Below are 19,091 nucleotides of genomic sequence, written 5' to 3'. Positions count from 1 at the left end.
AAATAGCCTAGCATGACCAATAATACTGTCGATGTGAAAGATTATTCGCAACAAGATTATCAGCAACTCTGTGCCACCATTCTTCAGCACAATAAAGCTTATTATCAGCTTGATAACCCGACTATCACTGATGCTGAATATGACCTACTTTATCAGCAACTTTTGGCGATCGAAGCCAGGCACCCAGATTGGGTTAATCAAGATTCGCCATCGCAACAGGTAGGGTTTAAGCGGCATCAAGCCTTTTCGCCAGTTAGCCATAGTGTACCTATGCTATCGTTAGATAATAGTTTTGATGATCAAGCTCTGATGGCATTTTATCAACGCGTTTATGATCGCCTAGTGCAAATCCAGCATGCCTTAGTGGCTTCAGGCGACTTGGAAATCACTTTTTTTGCTGAACCAAAACTTGATGGCTTGGCGCTTAGTTTACGCTACGAGGCAGGACGATTGGTTAGGGCTGCAACCCGTGGTGATGGCGAAACCGGTGAAGATGTCACACACAACGTATTGACCATTGCAGACATCCCTAAGCGCTTGCATGGGGATAACTGGCCTGCTGTGCTAGAAGTACGAGGTGAGGTCTTTATGACCAAGGCGTCGCTGGCATCGCTAAATGCGCAACAACTTGCTAAAGGTGATAAAGCCTTTGCTAATCCCCGTAATGCAGCGGCAGGTAGTTTAAGACAATTAGATGCGAAAATCACCGCACAACGCACCCTCAGTTTTTTTTGTTATGGCTGGGGCGAGGTCAGTGACGATACCTATTGGCCGCAGGATTATCCCGGGGTAATGGATTTATTGGCGCAATGGGGTTTGCCGATCAATCCGTTGGGTCAGGCGGTAATAGGTCCTGTAGGTATGACAGATTATTATCTTGAACTGTCTGAGCAGCGTGCTAAGCTCGCCTATGAAATTGATGGCATTGTCTATAAATTAGCAGATTTATCGGCGCAAAAGGCGCTTGGTTTTACCGCTAAATTTCCGCGCTGGGCGATTGCACGCAAGTTTCCGGCTCAAGAAGTCACGACTGACCTATTAGGCATCGACATTCAGGTTGGGCGTACCGGTGCACTTACCCCCGTTGCACGATTGACACCTGTGTCAGTGGGTGGCGTGCTCGTATCTAATGCCACCTTGCATAATTTGGATGAGATTCGCCGTAAAGATATTCGCATAGGGGATAAGGTTATCGTTAGACGTGCTGGAGATGTCATCCCCGAGGTCGTTGCTTCCGTCATTGAGCATCGCAAAGAAGATTTACCCCTGTTTGATATGCCGCAGTCTTGTCCTGTGTGTAATTCAGCCGTGTTTAAAGACCCAGATAAAGCGGTTTATCGTTGTAGTGGCGGGTTATATTGTCCTGCTCAACAGCAACGTGCACTAGAACACTTTGTCTCCCGAAAGGCCATGGATATTCAAGGTTTAGGGGCTAAGCTGATCACCCAACTCGTTACTAGTGGTTTGGTATCTCACCCCGATGATTTTTATCGCCTGACACTAGATAGCTTGTTAAAGCTCGATCGAATGGCTGAGAAGTCTGCACAGAATCTTCTTAAAGCAATTATGGCGTCTAAGCACACAACCTTTGCACGCTTTATTTTTGCGCTTGGTATTCCAGAAGTGGGCGAAGTGACGGCAAAAAATTTAGCTAAAATATTTGGCACGATGGATGAGCTAATGGCTGCAGATAGGTCGCAGCTTGTTGCAATTGATGATATTGGTCCTGTGGTCGCGGAACAAATCCGGCGGTTTTTTGCCCAGTCCCATAACCAAGAGGTGATAAGGGAGTTGACCAAAGCCGGCATTCATTGGCCAAGTCCAAGTCAAGATATAACTGAGTCCACAGATCAGGCTACGGATAATCACCCTTTTGCCAATAAAACGCTGGTGATCACTGGCAGCTTTGCTGAATTATCCCGTAGCGAATTAGCTGAACACTTTGAAAGCCTAGGCGCTAAAGTCACCAGTAGTGTGTCAAAAAACACCGATTTTCTTATTGCCGGTGATAAAGCCGGCTCCAAACTAACCAAAGCCGTTGCATTAGGAATACCCGTTATCACGGCTGATGAATTAACGCGCGTTTTAGGAGCAGCAGATGGTTCGACCACGTAATGTGGGCAAGGTAAACCGAAAAAAACCTATTCCAGAATGGGAGCAGGAAGCGTTTACTAGTCGTACAGATATTAAATTAGCCGCGCAGGAAGTGACCGAGATAGGGACGTCACTTGCTGAGTTTAGTGAAAGTCAGCTTAAAAAAATGCAGCTTCCACAAGAACTATTAGACGCTGTACTATTATTGAAAACCATGACGGCCGGCCCGGCGATCAAGCGTCAACGCTTATATATCGGTAAATGGTTGCGTCAGCATGAAGAAGAGTTAGCAGAGATTAGAACGCGTTTAATTGAAGCAGAAGAGCGTGCTAAAAAGCAGAATTTGCACTTTCAAAAGTTAGAGCGTTGGCGTGATCGTTTATTGACTGGTGGTGACGAGGCATTGAATGCGTTGCTTGAAGATTTTCCACAAGCTGACCGTAGTTTGTTACGTCAACATGTACGCAATGCTGTAAAAGAAGCCGCGCAGAATAAGCCGCCGAAGGCTGCGCGAGCTATTTTTCAATATTTAAAAGGTTTGGAGTGGTAATGAATAATCCATTTATTAAAATGATGTTGCGCCGTTTCATTATGCAGCTGGTCAATAAATTTATGCGCAAAACAATGGGTAAATCCCCACGGCGTCCGGGTCGTTTCTAAGGCTTTAATCGGGTTTGCCGGCGCTGGTTGAACAGCCGATAAAATCTTTCTAACTCGAATAGTAGCAGGCCTGCTACTATTAAAATTGCGCCAAGAATCACCGCTAGGCTTAGCTGCTCTTCATTTATCCAGACCCCCAGTGCCACTGCAAACACGGGGGTGATCATCGGAATCATCCCTAACCTTAATGCATCAAGGTGTTTAAGAACATAATAGTAAAGCGCAAAGCCGATAACTGTACCCACAAAGATCAGATAGCCTAAAGCCCAACTCGTTCGCGTTGAAAGTTCTGGCCAGTCTAGTAACACAGTGGGTTTAAACATTAAAAACACAATACTCGTGATCCATAGTGCCCCTGTCACGACATGCAAAGGGGGGAGGTTATGAGCGGTTTTTTTAACCAGAACCGTACTTAATGAGTGAAAAAAGACCCCGATTAACGCAACAATAAGCCCTTGGAACAGGAGGTCTTGTGCAGAAGCAGATTCAAGGTTAGGTATAAAAAGTACCATTAAACCAGCAACACTGACACCGATACCCAACCACTTGGCCAGTGTTAAGCGTTCTGTTTGTAAGACAAAGTAAATTAATAATCCCGTGACAATGGGGTTCATACCCCAAATTAACGCAATCCATCCAGATGGCATGGTTTGGGCTGCCCAATAGACAGGTGTCATTCCGCCTAGCAAGCCGAGCGATGCTGCACCATATACCTTCATGGCTGGCCAGCTGAGATCAAAACGTTGTTGTTTAAATAGTATGATGAGTGGCAGGATAATGAGCGCACTTAAAATTAATCGCGCAGCTACGCCAAAAAACCAGTCTGCTTCGCCACTCCATTGAATCGCTAAAGGCGTCGTAGTCCAGATCAGAATGACCACTAAATAGGCAAGGGTAATGGGCAGCATTAAAGAGCTAAACCTAATGGTGTACGTTAGGTATGCAGGTCTGTTACAAAGACACCGCGTGAACGATCTTTTTGAACTTGATTGGCTAAAAAAATCTGACCATTCATTGCAATATAAACGCCTGCTGGCAAAAGTTGTGCCGCCATCAGCGCACTACCAAGGTTAAAGCTGGCATCTGATTGGCCGAGCTGAAATGGGCGCATTGCACCAGTAATAACAAGCGTTTTATTCTTTAATTGATCGATGCGTTCAGCTAAATAAGCTGCAGTGTGGGGCATAGTATCCGTGCCATGCGTGATCACAATTTTTGAATTTATCGCCGCTGAGCAAGCCTGATAAACTCGTTCACGATCGGCATCATTCATTGCTAAGCTGTCCTTTAGCATGACGTTAGTGAGGGTAATATTTAAGGTATGATTGGCTTCTGCAAGTAGTTTAGGTAAGTGACTCTGACTAAAAGTGAGTTCGCCTGTTAGGGGGTCATAATCCTTGTCAAGGGTGCCACCACAGACTAACAGTGTCAGATTATTTAAGCTATTGTTCATATAAAATATTAACTAGGGCGTAAGATGCCACGGACAATACCGAGAATTTCAATGTCTTGGTTTTTTAAAAAAATGGCTTTCATTTCAGTATTGGCTGGTTGTAAACGCACCCCATCAGCTTCAATAAAAAGTTTTTTCATGGTAATTTCTTCTTGGTTAATGCGAACCACCACTGACTCACCGTTTTCAGCAGAATTACAGCGCTCGATTATAACAATATCGCCATCACAAATATCTTCATCTATCATCGAGTCACCTTTTACTCTTAAGGCAAAGGTTTCTTTTTTAACCAAGCTTTTGGGAACGCTAACCGAGTCATAATCCAATTCCATTTGGCGGGGTTCGCCAGCGTAGGTCCAGCCTACTAGAGGAATATCGATCCACTCTTCATCCATTAGTTCAAATGCAGCATTGCCATCAAAAGCGAGTTTTTGTTGACGTTTGGGTATCAGGTAGGCGAGTTTGCTCATTTTGGAAACACCTGTTTAAACGGTTTAACTTCAACGGCGTCATATATGCCGGCAGCAACGTAAGGATCATCCTCGGCCCACTGGGTAGCCTCTTCAAATGAAGCAAAGTCAGCAACGATTAAACTGCCACTGAATCCTTCTTGGCCATCAAGAAGTGGATGAGGTCCCGCTAAAATCAGGCGCCCCTCTGCATCAAGTGCTTCTAAGCGAGCTAAGTGATTGGGTCGGGCGCTTTGGCGTTTTGGCAAACTATCAGCTACATCCTGAGCGACTATCGAAAATAACATTGCTACTCCTTACACTATGGTGCTGTATTAATCTTTTTTAGTATCGGCCGGTTGAGTGGATTCTTCAGTCAATTTATCCGTCGATTCCTCACTCTCATCTTGCTGAGCATAGCGGCTAATATAGATCCCCTGTATCAAGATGAATGCAAAGGTTAGTCCCATGAGTCCAAAGAGTTTAAAGTTTACCCAAGCGTCTAATGAAAAATTGTAGTACACCCATAGATTTATCACACCACTGAAGACAAAGAAGGCCGTCCACATATGGCTCAAGCGTATCCAAGCCTGATCAGGCATTTGAATTAACCCTTCCATCATGCGACGAACGATCGGTTTATTGCCAAACATGTAATGGCTAGCTAAGAAAACCGCTGCAAAGCCCCAGTTTACAATGGTCGGCTTCCATGCAATAAAAGCTTCATCTTGCAATAGGATGGTTGCTCCCCCTAAAACGACAATAAGGGCGAGGGTAATTAAGTGAATTTTTTCCACTTTGCGGTAGCGCGCATACAAGTAGCCTACCTGTACAATGGTCGCTACGATAGCCACAGCGGTTGCTATATAAATGTCGTACATTTTATAGGCTATAAAAAAGAGAATGACAGGAAATAAGTCGAATAATATTTTCATCTAAGCATGAATCTCATGGTTATTTAAGGTTGTGCGTTATTCTATAAGCTAACTGGTTATAATAACAGCCTAAATAAAGTGAATTGCAGAAAGGAGCCGGGTGAATAAAGTAGATTTTCACTGTCATACCCAAGCATCGGATGGTAGCTTGTGCCCAAAAAGCATCGTTGATTTAGCAATAAAAAATCAACTCGATAGTTTAGCGATAACCGATCATGACACAACGGCAGGCTATGAACAAATACTACCTTATGCACAACAACAAGGGTTTGATCTAATTAGTGGTGTAGAAGTATCGGCGTTATGGCAAAACCGAACGATACATATTGTGGGCTTAAATATGGCGGTAGATGATGCCAGCTTACAAGCGATGTTGACCAAAATACGCGCATTACGCTGGCAACGTGCCGACGCAATTAACCTGCGTTTACAGCAGCGCGGCCATCCTTGCATGGCATCCAGACTAAAAGAATTAGTAGCCGAGGGTGTGGTGGGACGCCCACATATTGCGCAGATATTAGTTGAGCGGCAATATGTAAAATCAATTAATCATGCATTTGATAAGTTTTTAAAGCAGGGTCGAATAGGATATGTCGCCGCTAATTGGCCCGCACTTGATGAAGTTGTAGATGTGATAAATGCAGCGGGCGGGCAAGCTGTATTGGCTCACCCTGGAAAATATAGGCTAACCAGTCGCAAACTAAATGGCTTATTAACTGACTTTAAATTAGCCGGTGGTAGCGGTTTAGAAGTTGTCACACAAAAGTTTGCTAGCGCTGAAGCGATTGGCATGGCTGATCGAGCCAAGCGACATGATCTTTTTGCATCGGTAGGTTCTGATTATCACGGACCGGAACAAACTTGGCGTCAATTAGGTGCCCTCGCGCCATTGCCAGCGGGCGTGACGCCAATTCAGCAGGCCTGGCTAAATGATTAATTTAAACCTCTAACAAAAGAAACCTTTATGGCAAAGCAGTGTATCTATTTTGAAGTCCATCCTGAAAACCCTCAATCACGTCTTATCACACAAGCCGTTGAGCGATTAGAGGCTGGCGGGATTGTCGCCTTTCCAACCGAGTCAGGTTATGCACTTGGTTGCCTGCTTGACAATAAGGAAGGCGCAGAAAGAATTCGCCAGCTTCGCCGCCTAGATGATAAGCATGATTTCACACTCATGTGCCCAGATTTAGGTCATTTGTCTCACTATGCTAAGGTCGGTAATGTTCAGTTTCGCTATTTAAAAGCCCATTTACCCGGTCCTTATACTTTTTTACTCCCTGCGAGTCGCGAAGTACCGCGACGTCTGCAAAACGTAAAACGCAAAACCATTGGATTACGTGTATCACCTAATAAAGTGTGTCAAATGTTATTAAGTTACTTCGATAAGCCATTGATGTCGGTATCTTTAATCCTGCCGGGTGATACGCTACCCATGGCGGATGCCTGGTCAATAAAAGAAGCTTTAGAATCGCAATTGGATGTCATAATTGATGGAGGATTTGGTGGCTTTGAGCCTACAACTATTATTGACTTCACCGATGATATCCCCGTTTTGATCCGCCAAGGGCAAGGAGTGTTTGACGAATGATGGCAATGAATGAGCTCAATTTTATGCAGTTATTGGCTATTTGGGCACTACCAGTTATTTTTGCTATTACTTTGCATGAAGCAGCGCATGGTTGGGCGGCCGAGAAGTTGGGCGATAAAACGGCTCGAATGCTGGGACGGGTTACGCTGAACCCGATTAAACATATCGATCCTATTGGAACTCTATTGGTGCCGGCGGCTTTGTTATTTTTGGGTGGTTTTATTTTTGGCTGGGCAAAAGCCGTACCGGTAAGTACACGTAATTTTAAACACCCCGAACGAGATATGGCCGTAGTCGCAATCGCTGGGCCTGCGGCGAATTTAATCATGGCTGTTGCCTGGGCCTTGGTACTCAAACTGGGTTTTATGTTCGTTGACAGTCAACCAGATATTGGACAATTTTTAATTTATTCAGGTATTGCTGGGCTGAGCATTAATATCATTCTAATGTTGCTAAATTTATTGCCTATTCCACCGTTAGACGGTAGCCGTTTGGTGTCGGCTGTGCTTCCCAAGCCGCTCGCATGGCAATACAACCGGTTAGAGCCATTTGGTTTATTTATTTTACTCGGTCTTGTGGTCTTGGGCGTGGTAAGTTTGCTACTCAGCGGGCCTTATCAAGCAACCTATCGGTTTATGCTAAGTTTGATAGGGGTTTAAGGTGAACGAAGATTTACCTGTTCAGTTAGAACTACCCTTAGCCTGGGTTAAGGGTGAACCGATCACCCGATTACCTAAAAATCTATATATCCCACCTAAAGCGCTTAAGGTGCTGCTTGAAACCTTTGAAGGGCCACTGGATTTACTTTCCTATCTGATTAAGGTGAATCGTTTTGATATTGCTGACATACCCGTGGTGGAGATTACCCGACAATATCAAGTCTACTTAGGCATGATGCAGGAATTAGATATGGAGCTAGCAGCCGAGTATCTTTACATGGCAGCCTGGCTAACAGAGATTAAGTCACGCATTTTGTTGCCCCAGCCGCCTGCAATAGATGACGAACCACTCGAAGAAGACCCCCGTGAAGCCTTGATGCAACAGTTATTGGAGTATCAAGCCTATCAACATAGTGCATCATGGTTAGCTGAATGGGTTACCCAGGCTCATGCTGATTATCCGGTGACGCTTGTGCCTGATTGGGAAGAGGTAGAAAGCTTAACTGCGCAGCAAACGCCATCAACGCCTAATATTGCTATGGCAGATTTATGGCAAGCAATGAGCCGGGTTATTAATCGCCAAGCGCTAGTCAAACCTCATAGAGTGGGTGAGGAGAAAATATTAATCAGTCAGAAGATCACTTATATTGAGCAATGTCTAGCCAAACGACCCGCTCAAAGGCTATCGCTTGTAGAGTTAATGATTAGCAATGAAGGTAAACCCGGTTTGGTGGTCACCTTTATTGCGCTGCTAGAATTATGGCGGCAGCGACGGGTACAGCTTTTTCAACACGAAGCTGATCAGTGGTTAGAGGTTGAGGCTGTAGCATCATGAGTCAACTCAATAGCTTTAACCCTTTACAAGCGCAGTTGATGACGTTACTCATTACCGCCGATGAACCTTTGCAGCCAAGTACATTGCGTCAGCATTTAGCCGCAACCTCTTCGCAACCCTTCAATCTGGATGGACTGCTTATTAACCTTAGCGCTGCGTTACAGCCATTAGGTTTGTGTTTGAAAACGAATCAAGCAGGGGTGCGTTTGATATTGTCACCGGAGCAGCAGGCCTGGTTAACGCAGTTTGAACCTCAGCGCACGCCAAAGCTCTCACGTGCTGCATTAGAAATTTTAGCTATCTTAGTTATTAAGCAACCGATTACGCGAGCAGAAATTGAAGCAATTAGAGGCGTACAAGTCAGCAGCAGTAGCTTGCAACAGCTTAAAGAACTTGGTTGGATTGACCAGCAAGGACAAAAACAAGTGCCAGGCTTACCCTACCTTTGGGGGAGCACCGATAAACTTGTTCAGGATTTAGGGTTAGCCACAGCCACAGCGTTACGTGACCAGTTAGCAGAGCGAGTGGCCGAATACAAATCTAATCTTGATCGGCAGCCGCAAACCTAGTTGAAAGTGCTAGAATTCTTTTTTATTGATCAAAACACAAGGATGCATGGGCAAACACCATGACAGATGAAAAACTACAAAAAATTTTAGCGCGTGCCGGTTATGGTTCGCGCCGTCAAATAGAGCAAATGATTGAACAAGGGTTAGTTCAAGTCAATGGTCGTACTGCAAAACTGGGTGATCGTGCTAATGATCAAGCACAGTTGTCTGTACGCGGTCAGAAGGTTAAAGCGTCCCGCCTTGAGCAGCAACCGACACAAGTTATTGCCTATCATAAACCCGAAGGCTTAATCTGCTCTCGTCACGATGAACAGGGGCGTGATAGCATTTTCAGTCAGTTACCTAAGATTATAAATGGGCGTTGGATCAGTATTGGGCGCTTGGATCTTAATACCAGCGGTCTGTTATTACTAACCAATAACGGCGAATTAGCCAATAGAATGATGCATCCTTCCTATGAAGTTGAGCGTGAATATGCCGTGCGAGTCTTCGGCGAAGTAACCGAAGCTATGTTAACCAACTTACGTACTGGCGTAACGCTTGATGATGGAGTATCAAAGTTTGATTATGTAGGCCGCTTACCGTCTGATGAAGAAGCTCAAAACCAGTGGTTTCGGGTCATTTTGCGTGAGGGAAAATACCGAGAAGTGCGCCGTTTATGGGAAGCGCAAGGCGTGAAGGTGAGTCGGTTGATCCGCGTCAGATATGGCGACATCAGCTTGCCAAAAGGGCTGCGCCGTGGCAAGACAGAGATGTTGAATTGGGTACAAGTTAATAAGTTACTTAAAGCCGTCGCATTACCTGAAGAAGAACGCCCTGATTTACGTCACCGCCCTGAGGCGGCAGCGCGGCAGAAGCGTGTGATGGCTGAACGGGCTAAGCGTTCGGCTAAGTTTGCAAAAAGACGGCGGTAAGCCTTAATGATGTGGCGAAAGGTGACGCGTATCGGGTTAGTCGGCTTGCTGGCCTTGCCGCTATCGATTTATGCCCTTAATGGCTCGGCAAATGATTCGGCTAATGACTTGGATAAGGCTTCAAATAAGGCTCCGATGAATGCAGCGGATCGCCTGTTACCTCGTTTATCGACTATAACGGAGTCCGAGCTTACAGAACTGGCTAACCGTATTCGTTTTAATGAAACGGCGAATCGTGCCGAATGGCAGGTGTTTTGGAGTCCTCATGAAGCTTTTCCTTCCTTAGGCTTAGGGCATTTTATTTGGTTGCCTGCTGATGTGGCAGTCGAGTTTGAACCGGCATTTCCTGCAATGGCGCAGTTTGTTGCTCAACATTACCCCACCGCAGCATGGCTGCTGGCTGAGCATGCGCCCTGGGCAACCCGTGCTGAATTTGTGGCCGCACAACAAGCTGGTCATGAGGATATTCAAGAATTGCAGGCCTGGTTGTTAGCCACGCAAACATGGCAAATGGTGTTTATTTTAGAACGCTTCGCGGAGCGCGCAGAGTTAGCCAAAGCACGACTGGCACTAACGGACCCAGACCCGCGATGGCAGCTGTTCATGCATCTAATGACCAGTACAGCCGGGCGTTATGCCTTAATTGATTACAGCAACTTTAAGGGTTGGGGTGATTTGGAACAAGAGCGCTATCAGGGTCAGGGTTGGGGTCTGTTTAATGTGCTTAATCAAATGCTAGTGACCAATGAAAATATTATGAAGACCAATAAAAACAATCTATTGAAAAGCTTTGCTGATGCCGCTTATCAGGTATTGGAGCAGCGAGTAAGCCTAGCACCGAACCCCGAAGAACGATGGTTGCCTGGCTGGAAAGTGCGCACCCAAACCTACCGTAAGGAGTTTTAATCTTGACGCAATCTTCAGCCTCGACTTGTCATGGCTATTGCACGATTCGTGCCCTATGGCATACCAGTCGGCCTAATTTTTTGATTTTGGCATTGGTGGTTACAGCATTAACCGTCGCTTGGCTCGTTTGGGCGGGCTTTGAGCTGTCACCAGGCCTGGTGCTAATGGTTAGCTTGGCTGCACTTGTAGTTCATGCCAGTGTTAACTGGCTCAATGAAGTGCATGACGCGCGTACTGGATTGGATCAGCTCACCCAGCGCACGCCATTTAATGGTGGCAGTGGTGCCTTACAAGGTTATCCCGAGGCACTAAAAAATGTCCAAACAGCTGCGTATATCGCGCTAGCTGTTGCAGTCGGATTCGGTATCTATTTGGTTTGGTTATGGGATTGGCGCATTATTCCGTTAGGATTGCTTGGGCTGGTGGTGATTCTCAGCTACAGTCCTTGGATGACACGTCAACCGGTTTGGGGTTGGTCGTCACCAGGATTGGGACTGGGTTGGGTGTTGATGTTAGGTGTCGCCTTTGCGCTGACTGGACACTATCCTACTGAGCTGATGGCGCTGGCCTTGCTGCCTTTTTTATTGATCAATAATTTGTTGTTGCTCAATCAATTTCCAGATAAACAGGCTGACCAGCAGGTTGGCCGTCGAACCTTGCCCTTAGCGGTAGGTGATCGCCACGCGCTGTGGGTGTTTAAAGCAAGCCTATTAGTCAGTGTGCTGTTACTAGTAGGCTTGATTGGATTGGGTGTGTTGCCATGGTTGAGTCTAATGGCCTTGGTCGGCTTTGTGCCGGCGGGTTTGATTTGGTCCAGATTGCAACCTGGTTTTGAGCTTAGAAAAGATGTTGTTTTCATCCTAGCGATGAATGTGATGATGATTTTAGGAACCTTAGCACTACTAGCAGTAAGCTTACTAATTAATGCCTGGATAGGTTAGGAAGAGCGATGAAGATTAATAATATGACCGACCTGATCGGCAATACCCCGCTAGTGCGGATAACCCACATGGCCGATTTAGCCGAAGGCGCGGAAGTGTGGGCCAAAATGGAAGGGCAAAATCCAGCCGGTTCTGTAAAAGACCGTCCAGCTTATAACATGATTCTGCAAGCGCAACGCCGCGGTGATATTAAGCCAGGTGATACCTTAATTGAAGCAACCAGTGGCAATACCGGTATTGCGTTGGCGATGGTCGCGGCAATGATGGGGTATAAGATGGTGTTGATTATGCCGGCCAATATGAGTATTGAGCGACGTGCTTCTATGGCTGCTTATGGCGCAAAACTGATTTTAGTCAGTCAAGAAGAGGGCATGGAAGGTGCGCGTGATTTGGCGTTGGCGATGGCAGCGCGCGGTGAAGGGCAGGTTTTAAATCAGTTTGCGAACCCTGATAATTATTTAGCGCATTTTAATAGCACTGGCCCGGAAATTTGGCGTGATACCGATGGCCAGTTAACCCATTTTGTCAGCGCAATGGGCACGACCGGCACCATAGTCGGTACGTCTTTGTATCTCAAATCACAAAATCCAAGGGTGCAAATTGTCGGAGTGCAACCCACCGAGGGAGCATCCATTCCGGGGATTCGTCGCTGGCCAGCAGCTTATTTGCCGGCTATTTATAAACCCGAACAGGTTGATCGTATTATCGATATGTCACAAGACATGGCTGAAGAAACGACGCGTCAATTAGCGGCTAAAGAAGGTATTTTTGCGGGCATTTCGTCAGGCGGTTGTGTCGCGGCGGCCCTACAAATCGCACAAACCACCCCGCATGCCAAGGTGGTGTGCATTATCTGTGATCGTGGCGATCGCTATCTATCAACCAATGTATTCCCAGCGGGTTAGGGCAGAGCAAGCCGATGAGTGCCGTATTAGTATTTGATATTGAAACCGTGCCGGATCTTGCGTCGGCTCGTCAGGTCTATGGCTGGCAAGAATTATCTGATCAAGATTGTTTGGCGGCGCTCAGTTTAAAACGACGCATTGAAACGGGCAGTGATTTCCCCAAACACTTTTTGCATCAGGTGGTGGCGATTTCGGCGGTGTTAAAAACGGCTGATGATGTCAAGATTTGGTCCATTGGTGAGGTTGATGACAACGAAGCCAGCCTCTTGCAGCGGTTTTTCGATGGTATTGGTCGTTTTCAGCCCACCCTGGTTACGTGGAATGGTGGCGGGTTCGACTTGCCGGTATTGCATTATCGTGCGCTAAAACATGGGATTAACGCGCAAGTATATTGGGATATGGGCGACTTTAATCGCGAACGTAAATGGCACAATTACATTAGTCGCTATCAGTTTGCCCATATTGATTTGATGGATGTGATGGCCGGTTATCAACCCAGAGCCAATGCCAAACTCGATGAAATCTCGCTGATGCTGGGGCTGCCAGGCAAAATGGGTTTGAGTGGTGCGGGGGTTTTAGAGCAATATTTAGCGGGTGATATTCAGGGTATTCGTGACTATTGTGAATTAGATGTGATCAATACCTATTTGATTTATCTAAGATTTCAATTAATGCGCGGCTGGTTAGATCAAGCGGCCTATCAGCATACACTGGCAGAGTTAACTGAGGTGTTAAAAAATTCAACCCATTCACATTGGCAGGCCTACCACCAGGCCTGGCAAGCAATGCAATCCACACAAAATTAAAGGTTAGGGCATGGCCAGAGAAATAGAGCGTAAGTTTTTAGTCACCGGCGATGCTTGGCGTGACCAAGTGATTCAGCAGACACGATTTGTGCAGGGCTACCTCAATTCAATCGAGGAAACTTCTTGTAAAAGTTCAGTGCGAATTCGCATTGAAGGTATGCAAGCGAATATTAATATTAAGAGCCTTGAAATAGGTTTAAGTCGTGATGAATATGAGTATCCTATTGCGCTCGACGATGCCGAAAATATGCTTAAAAAACTGACAGTTGGGCCGATTATTGAAAAAATTCGTTATCTGGTACCCGCGGCGATTGGCGTGTGGGAAATTGATGAATTTTTTGGTGATAATGCCGGTCTGATTATTGCAGAACTAGAATTACCTGATGAACAAACAGTCGTGGATCTGCCGGATTGGATTGGAACAGAGGTGACAGATGATTTGAAATACTATAATGTTAGCTTATCTAAAAATCCTTATTGTCAATGGAAGCATCATGAAGCAAATTAAATGTAAACTAAATCAATGGCTTAGTGGCTGTTCTTTTGTTGGAATCATGCTAGTGAGTGGCGCAGGTTATGCCGCACCAGGCCTGCTAGATGTTTATCAGATGGCACTGATCCATGATGCCGAACTTGCCCAAGCGCGCTCTGACTTAGAGGCGGATCAACAGCAGCTCAGTCAAGCACGCTCGTTACTATTACCAAAGGTAAATGCAACAGCCGGCTTAAGTTATCCAGATGTTGATCGTAACCAAAATCGCCAGACCCTAGGTTTGCGTTTAGATCAACCGATCTATAATCGTGAAGCCTTTAGTTTGTTTGATGAAGCAACGATTGGGTTGAATTTGGCAGAGTTACGATTTACTGCTGTTAAGCAAGGATTGATAATGCGTGTAAGCCAAGCTTATTTTGATCTATTGTTGGCTCAACAGACATTAGATTTTGCGCAAGCACGTGAAGCGGCCGAGAAAATCCAATGGGAGCGTGCCCAAGCCGCCTTTGAAGTGGGGTTGGCGAGTCGTACCGATGTGTTGCAAACGCGCTCAGCCTATGACCTGGCGATGGCTGATCGTATTGATGCAGAAAACAGTGTTGATATTACGCAAGAAGCCCTGCGTCGTTTAACCGGTCAACCGGTGTTACAAGTTCAAACCTTACCCCTTGATCAACAATTACAGCCAGATGCACAGTTAGTACGCTGGGCAGAACAAGCGGGGTTAAATCAAGATTTTAGTCAAAACCTTGCTGTGCAACTGGCTACTGAACAGCAACGTCTTGCAGAGCAAGGTATTGCTACACGTCAAGCAGATCGCTGGTTTGACGTAAATTTAAGTTTGTCGCATACCCGTACTGAATGTGGTGGTAGTGATCGTGATCCGATGGTTTGTCGGAGTGGTGATAATACCGAGGTGTCAATTAATGCTACTTTACCTCTTTATCAAGGTGGGCTTACTAGCTCACGGGTTGATGAAGCCCGTTTTCGTAATCAAACCGCAATGACTGCAGTACGTGAAGCGCGTGAGCAGGCTAGTTTAGATGCGCGGGTGAGTTTGCGCAACCTAGAGCGAGGTCAAGCGCGTATTAATGCATTACGCGAGGCAGTTAAATCTAATGAAGCCTTTTTAGAAGCCGCCGAAGAGGGTTATCGGGTGGGATTACGCAATTTGATTGATGTGGTCACAGCGCGATCGAACTTGTTTAATGCGCAAAATAATTTAGCACAAGCGATGCAAGCATTCGTGTTAGACCAGTTACAACTTAAACAAGTTGTAAAGCAACTCAATGCCGATGATTTATCTCAAGTCGATAGGCTATTGGTTAAGCCTTAGATTATTGTATTATGTCCATGAAGTTAGGGCGGCGAGATGCGTTAAAACTCTTTGGGATTAGTAGCCTCAGTTACGGCTTGGTTGGGTGCCAGTCAATAGATGTTGGCGATAGCATTAAAATGGGCGTAACAGGCCGTCCTCGCACGCTAGATCCTGGTCGTGCCACCGATGCGCTGTCTAGTCGTTTAAATCGCTTGATATATCAAGCCTTAATTGACTTTAATGAGGCGTCGCAACCGCAACCCGCCTTAGCTGATTGGCAGATGCTAACCCCCACCCACTATCAATTTACCTTGCGCGAACCCTTCGCGCTCTTTCATCATGGCCAACCGCTGACTGCACAGGATGTAGTCGCCAGCTACAAGCGCGTATTAGATGCGGATTTTGGCTCGCCTCATCGTGGTAATTTAAGAAATATAGCCAGCGTTGAACTGGATAGTGAGAGGCAGGTTAGTTTTAGGCTCCATCAGTCAGATCCCTTGTTTGTGAATCGTTTAACGTTGGGCATTTTGCCTGCTGATTTAATTGCTAAGGGTCACAACTTTGGTCAATCACCAATCGGTAGTGGGCCGATGCGCTTTATCAGTTCAAACGAACAGGGCGTAGTGTTGCAACGCCAAGATGGGGTAGAGATTCAGTTTATTGTGGTGACGGATGCCTTGGTGCGTGTGCTGAAACTGGTGCGTGGTGAGCTTGACTTGATTCAAAATGATTTATCGCCCGAATTAGTGGCTTACTGTCAACAGCATTCAGCATTAAATGTTGCCTGGCAAATTGGCAGTAACTTTGCCTATGTCGGGATGAATATGAGTGATCCATTATTATCAAATCCCTTATTGCGTCAAGCGATTGCGATGGGCATTGACCGTCAAGCAATTATTGATGCGATGTTTAAGGGGCAGGCTCGTTTAGCCGGTGCGTTATTGCCAGCTGAGCATTGGGCAGGCCACGATGCCTTAACGGGTGTTAGCTATAACCCGGACCAAGCGGCCGCTTTTATCAGTGAGTTGCGTCAACAGCAGGCGGTGCCCAGCAGCGGTTTGCTTCCACTAAGCTTTAAAACCTCCAGTGATCCGACTCGAATTCGTATTGCCACACTCTATCAGGCTCAATTAAGGTCGGTTGGTATTGATTTACAAATTCAAAGTTATGACTGGGGCACGTTTTACAGCGATATTGTTCAAGGACGCTTTCAGTTATTTAGCCTAGCTTGGGTAGGGATTAAGAGTCCGGATATTTTTGATTATGTATTTGCTTCCCATGCCTTGCCGCCAAATGGCGCCAATCGTGGGCGTTATCAAAGTGCGCGAGCCGACGAGTTGATTATTAAAGCAGGGCAGAGCAGTGATTTAGCACTTCAAGCGCATTATTACCGCGAATTGCAAGCACATTTAGCTGATGATTTACCGGTTATTCCGCTTTGGTATGAGAATCAATATGTGGTAACGGCAAGAAATTTACAGGGTTATCAGTTGTATAGTGATGGTCGATATGATTCCTTGGTGCAAGTAACAAAAAATTTATAAAAAGTGCTTGACGCTAGGCGCTGACTCTTTATAATACGCCCATCAACGCGAGGGGCTATAGCTCAGCTGGGAGAGCGCTACAATGGCATTGTAGAGGTCGGCGGTTCGATCCCGCCTAGCTCCACCAACACCTTCGCGAAGATGTAATTAGTCCCGTTCGTCTAGAGGCCTAGGACACTGCCCTTTCACGGCGGTAACAGGGGTTCGACTCCCCTACGGGACGCCATTGCGGGAATAGCTCAGTTGGTAGAGCACAACCTTGCCAAGGTTGGGGTCGCGAGTTCGAGTCTCGTTTCCCGCTCCAAATTTCGCTACATGGCTTCCTAGGCCCTTAGCCATGTAGCAAATGTTAAAAAATTAGTCCCGTTCGTCTAGAGGCCTAGGACACTGCCCTTTCACGGCGGTAACAGGGGTTCGACTCCCCTACGGGACGCCACTTTTTAAAGCCAGTTATGCTTGCATGACTGGCTTTTTTTATGGCTATTTTTTATCAAAAGCTAATAAACCGCATTATCTCTGTTAATCTTATGATAAATTTTAAGCATGTTTATCAAATTCAGAAGGAAGTGGCCATGCAACAGAGTGATATAGGTTTAATTGGTTTAGCGGTCATGGGGCAGAATTTAGTGCTAAACATGGCTGATCATGGTTTTCAAGTGTCGGTCTATAATCGTTCGCCAGGCAAAACTGAAGAGTTTATGGCACAACGTGTAGGCGAGTTACCCATTCAAGCCGCTTATAGTCTTGAAGACTTAGTCCAGCAGCTCGCCGCACCACGAAAAGTTATGCTGATGGTTAAAGCAGGTCAGGTCGTCGATGATTTTATTGCCCAGCTTGTGCCTCTACTCAGCCCTGGCGATGTCATTATTGACGGGGGTAACTCGCTTTATACCGATACCACCCGTCGCAGCCATGCCTTGGCAGAACAGGGTATTCATTTTATCGGTACCGGTGTCTCGGGAGGCGAGGAAGGCGCGCGCTTTGGGCCATCGATTATGCCGGGTGGGCATCAGCAGGCCTGGCCGTTAGTCAAACCTATATTTCAAGCGATTGCGGCCAAAGTAGGTGATGAAGCTTGCTGTGAATGGGTGGGGCCAGAAGGGGCCGGTCATTATGTCAAAATGGTTCACAACGGTATTGAATACGGTGATATGCAACTCATTGCTGAAGCCTATCAATTGATGCGCTTTGGATTGAAAATGACCGCAGATGAATGCCAGGCGGTGTTTGCTAAATGGAATACCGGGGTACTTGACTCCTATTTAATTGAGATTACCGCCGATATTCTTAAATTCAAAGATACGGATGGCGAGCCGTTAATTGATAAAGTATTGGATGCGGCAGGCCAAAAAGGTACCGGCAAATGGACGGGGATTAATTCGCTCGAATTGGGTGTGCCCTTAACCCTGATTACCGAATCGGTTTATGCGCGTTGTTTGTCGGCGTTAAAATCGCAACGGGTTACGGCTCAAAGCGTGTTAACCAGTCAAGCCCAAGCGCCTGCGGTAGATCGTGAGGCCATGCTCCAAGCGATTCATGATGCGCTTTATGCGAGCAAAATTATTTCCTACACTCAGGGTTATATGCTGATGAAGCAGGCCGCAGCCGACTATGACTGGCCATTAAATTATGGCGGCATTGCCTTAATGTGGCGTGGTGGCTGCATTATCCGCAGTCGTTTTTTAGGCGAAATCAAACAAGCCTATGAACAAAATCCTGACCTCGATTCGCTGATGTTGACGCCGTTTTTCACCCAAGCCTTAACCCAAGCTGAAATGAATTGGCGTCAAGCCATCGTGTTTGGCGTGCAGGCCGGTATTGCCATGCCTGCCTTATCCGCTGCCTTGGCGTTTTATGATGGTTACCGAACTGCTGATGGTTCAGCCAATATGATTCAAGCTCAACGTGATTATTTTGGTGCCCATACCTATGAGCGTACCGATCGCCCCCGCGGTGAATGGCACCATACCGACTGGGTAGGTTCAGGTGGGTTGGCTCATTCCACAACCTACGAGGTGTAGT

At 46.2% G+C, this 19,091-nt stretch carries 21 protein-coding genes and 4 tRNA genes; 20 read left to right on the top strand and 5 right to left on the bottom strand.

What is annotated here, in order from left to right; translation table 11 throughout:
• Positions 1-12: 12 nt before the first annotated feature.
• Together ligA and yjgA are read left to right on the top strand one after the other, a co-directional pair.
• Positions 13-2,115, top strand: coding sequence for an NAD-dependent DNA ligase LigA (gene ligA, locus BM293_RS01625; protein ID WP_093446346.1), 2,103 nt, complete (start codon positions 13-15; stop codon positions 2,113-2,115).
• Positions 2,099-2,644 carry a ribosome biogenesis factor YjgA gene (yjgA, locus tag BM293_RS01620; RefSeq protein ID WP_093446345.1) on the top strand — a complete coding sequence of 182 codons (546 nt, stop codon included), beginning with the start codon at positions 2,099-2,101 and terminating at the stop codon, positions 2,642-2,644. The genes ligA and yjgA overlap by 17 nt, the downstream gene beginning before the upstream one ends.
• A 106-nt stretch (positions 2,645-2,750) precedes the next feature.
• On the opposite strand, the gene BM293_RS01615 is transcribed toward yjgA, so the two are convergent.
• From BM293_RS01615 to BM293_RS01595, 5 genes are read right to left on the bottom strand one after another with little or no spacing between them, the layout of a single operon-like run.
• Positions 2,751-3,662, bottom strand: a complete 912-nt coding sequence (locus tag BM293_RS01615; RefSeq protein WP_093446343.1) for a DMT family transporter — start codon at positions 3,660-3,662, stop codon at positions 2,751-2,753.
• Positions 3,663-3,688: 26 nt separating this feature from the next.
• Complete coding sequence (locus tag BM293_RS01610; protein WP_093446342.1) at positions 3,689-4,207, bottom strand: asparaginase domain-containing protein; 519 nt, start codon at positions 4,205-4,207, stop codon at positions 3,689-3,691.
• Between the two features lie 8 nt (positions 4,208-4,215).
• Entirely contained in the window at positions 4,216-4,677 is a 462-nt protein-coding gene (locus BM293_RS01605; protein WP_093446340.1) for a LexA family protein, read from the bottom strand.
• Positions 4,674-4,964 (bottom strand): YciI family protein, encoded by a 291-nt coding sequence (locus tag BM293_RS01600; RefSeq protein ID WP_093446339.1) that lies wholly within the window; start codon positions 4,962-4,964, stop codon positions 4,674-4,676. Before BM293_RS01600 ends, BM293_RS01605 begins: the two co-directional genes overlap by 4 nt.
• Positions 4,965-4,991: 27 nt before the next feature.
• A complete protein-coding gene (locus BM293_RS01595; protein WP_093446337.1) occupies positions 4,992-5,591 on the bottom strand; it encodes a septation protein A in 600 nt (199 codons plus the stop codon).
• A 100-nt stretch (positions 5,592-5,691) separates the two neighbouring features.
• Between BM293_RS01595 and BM293_RS01590 the strand changes: the two genes are divergently transcribed.
• From BM293_RS01590 to gnd, 18 genes are all read left to right on the top strand, one after another.
• Complete coding sequence (locus BM293_RS01590) at positions 5,692-6,528, top strand: PHP domain-containing protein (RefSeq protein ID WP_093446336.1); 837 nt, start codon at positions 5,692-5,694, stop codon at positions 6,526-6,528.
• A gap of 27 nt (positions 6,529-6,555) precedes the next feature.
• Complete coding sequence (locus BM293_RS01585) at positions 6,556-7,179, top strand: L-threonylcarbamoyladenylate synthase (RefSeq protein WP_093446334.1); 624 nt, start codon at positions 6,556-6,558, stop codon at positions 7,177-7,179.
• Positions 7,176-7,838, top strand: coding sequence for a site-2 protease family protein (locus BM293_RS01580; protein WP_093446333.1), 663 nt, complete (start codon positions 7,176-7,178; stop codon positions 7,836-7,838). The genes BM293_RS01585 and BM293_RS01580 overlap by 4 nt, the downstream gene beginning before the upstream one ends.
• Position 7,839: 1 nt before the next feature.
• Positions 7,840-8,673 carry a segregation and condensation protein A gene (locus BM293_RS01575; RefSeq protein ID WP_093446331.1) on the top strand — a complete coding sequence of 278 codons (834 nt, stop codon included), beginning with the start codon at positions 7,840-7,842 and terminating at the stop codon, positions 8,671-8,673.
• Positions 8,670-9,242, top strand: coding sequence for an SMC-Scp complex subunit ScpB (locus BM293_RS01570; RefSeq protein WP_093446330.1), 573 nt, complete (start codon positions 8,670-8,672; stop codon positions 9,240-9,242). The genes BM293_RS01575 and BM293_RS01570 overlap by 4 nt, the downstream gene beginning before the upstream one ends.
• Before the next feature lie 59 nt (positions 9,243-9,301).
• Entirely contained in the window at positions 9,302-10,156 is an 855-nt protein-coding gene (gene rluB / locus BM293_RS01565; RefSeq protein ID WP_093446328.1) for a 23S rRNA pseudouridine(2605) synthase RluB, read from the top strand.
• Between the two features lie 6 nt (positions 10,157-10,162).
• Entirely contained in the window at positions 10,163-11,062 is a 900-nt protein-coding gene (locus BM293_RS01560) for a hypothetical protein (RefSeq protein WP_093446327.1), read from the top strand.
• Between the two features lie 2 nt (positions 11,063-11,064).
• The gene (locus tag BM293_RS01555; protein ID WP_234968853.1) at positions 11,065-12,003 is read left to right on the top strand and encodes a prenyltransferase; all 939 of its coding nucleotides are present in this window, start codon (positions 11,065-11,067) and stop codon (positions 12,001-12,003) included.
• A gap of 8 nt (positions 12,004-12,011) precedes the next feature.
• Positions 12,012-12,908, top strand: a complete 897-nt coding sequence (gene cysM, locus BM293_RS01550) for a cysteine synthase CysM (RefSeq protein ID WP_093446324.1) — start codon at positions 12,012-12,014, stop codon at positions 12,906-12,908.
• Between the two features lie 14 nt (positions 12,909-12,922).
• The gene (locus tag BM293_RS01545; RefSeq protein ID WP_093446322.1) at positions 12,923-13,714 is read left to right on the top strand and encodes a 3'-5' exonuclease; all 792 of its coding nucleotides are present in this window, start codon (positions 12,923-12,925) and stop codon (positions 13,712-13,714) included.
• Between the two features lie 10 nt (positions 13,715-13,724).
• The gene (locus BM293_RS01540) at positions 13,725-14,222 is read left to right on the top strand and encodes a CYTH domain-containing protein (protein ID WP_093446321.1); all 498 of its coding nucleotides are present in this window, start codon (positions 13,725-13,727) and stop codon (positions 14,220-14,222) included.
• Positions 14,209-15,543 (top strand): TolC family outer membrane protein, encoded by a 1,335-nt coding sequence (locus BM293_RS01535; RefSeq protein ID WP_093446319.1) that lies wholly within the window; start codon positions 14,209-14,211, stop codon positions 15,541-15,543. The genes BM293_RS01540 and BM293_RS01535 overlap by 14 nt, the downstream gene beginning before the upstream one ends.
• 11 nt (positions 15,544-15,554) lie before the next feature.
• A complete protein-coding gene (locus BM293_RS01530; RefSeq protein WP_093446318.1) occupies positions 15,555-17,069 on the top strand; it encodes an ABC transporter substrate-binding protein in 1,515 nt (504 codons plus the stop codon).
• Between the two features lie 51 nt (positions 17,070-17,120).
• Positions 17,121-17,196 (top strand) — tRNA-Ala (locus BM293_RS01525).
• Between the two features lie 23 nt (positions 17,197-17,219).
• Positions 17,220-17,295: transfer RNA gene (locus BM293_RS01520), tRNA-Glu, on the top strand.
• A 2-nt stretch (positions 17,296-17,297) separates the two neighbouring features.
• A tRNA-Gly gene (locus BM293_RS01515) sits at positions 17,298-17,373 on the top strand.
• 56 nt (positions 17,374-17,429) lie between these two features.
• Positions 17,430-17,505, top strand: a tRNA-Glu gene (locus tag BM293_RS01510).
• Between the two features lie 136 nt (positions 17,506-17,641).
• Positions 17,642-19,090, top strand: coding sequence for a decarboxylating NADP(+)-dependent phosphogluconate dehydrogenase (gene gnd, locus BM293_RS01505; RefSeq protein ID WP_093447817.1), 1,449 nt, complete (start codon positions 17,642-17,644; stop codon positions 19,088-19,090).
• Position 19,091 lies beyond the last annotated feature (1 nt).

The sequence above is a fragment of the Thiomicrospira sp. ALE5 genome, assembly GCF_900112445.1.
In the GTDB taxonomy this organism is placed as follows: Bacteria; Pseudomonadota; Gammaproteobacteria; order Thiomicrospirales; family Thiomicrospiraceae; genus Thiomicrospira.
The sequence above is the reverse complement of the archived record's forward strand: the minus strand, read 5'-3'. Positions and strand labels throughout refer to the sequence as shown.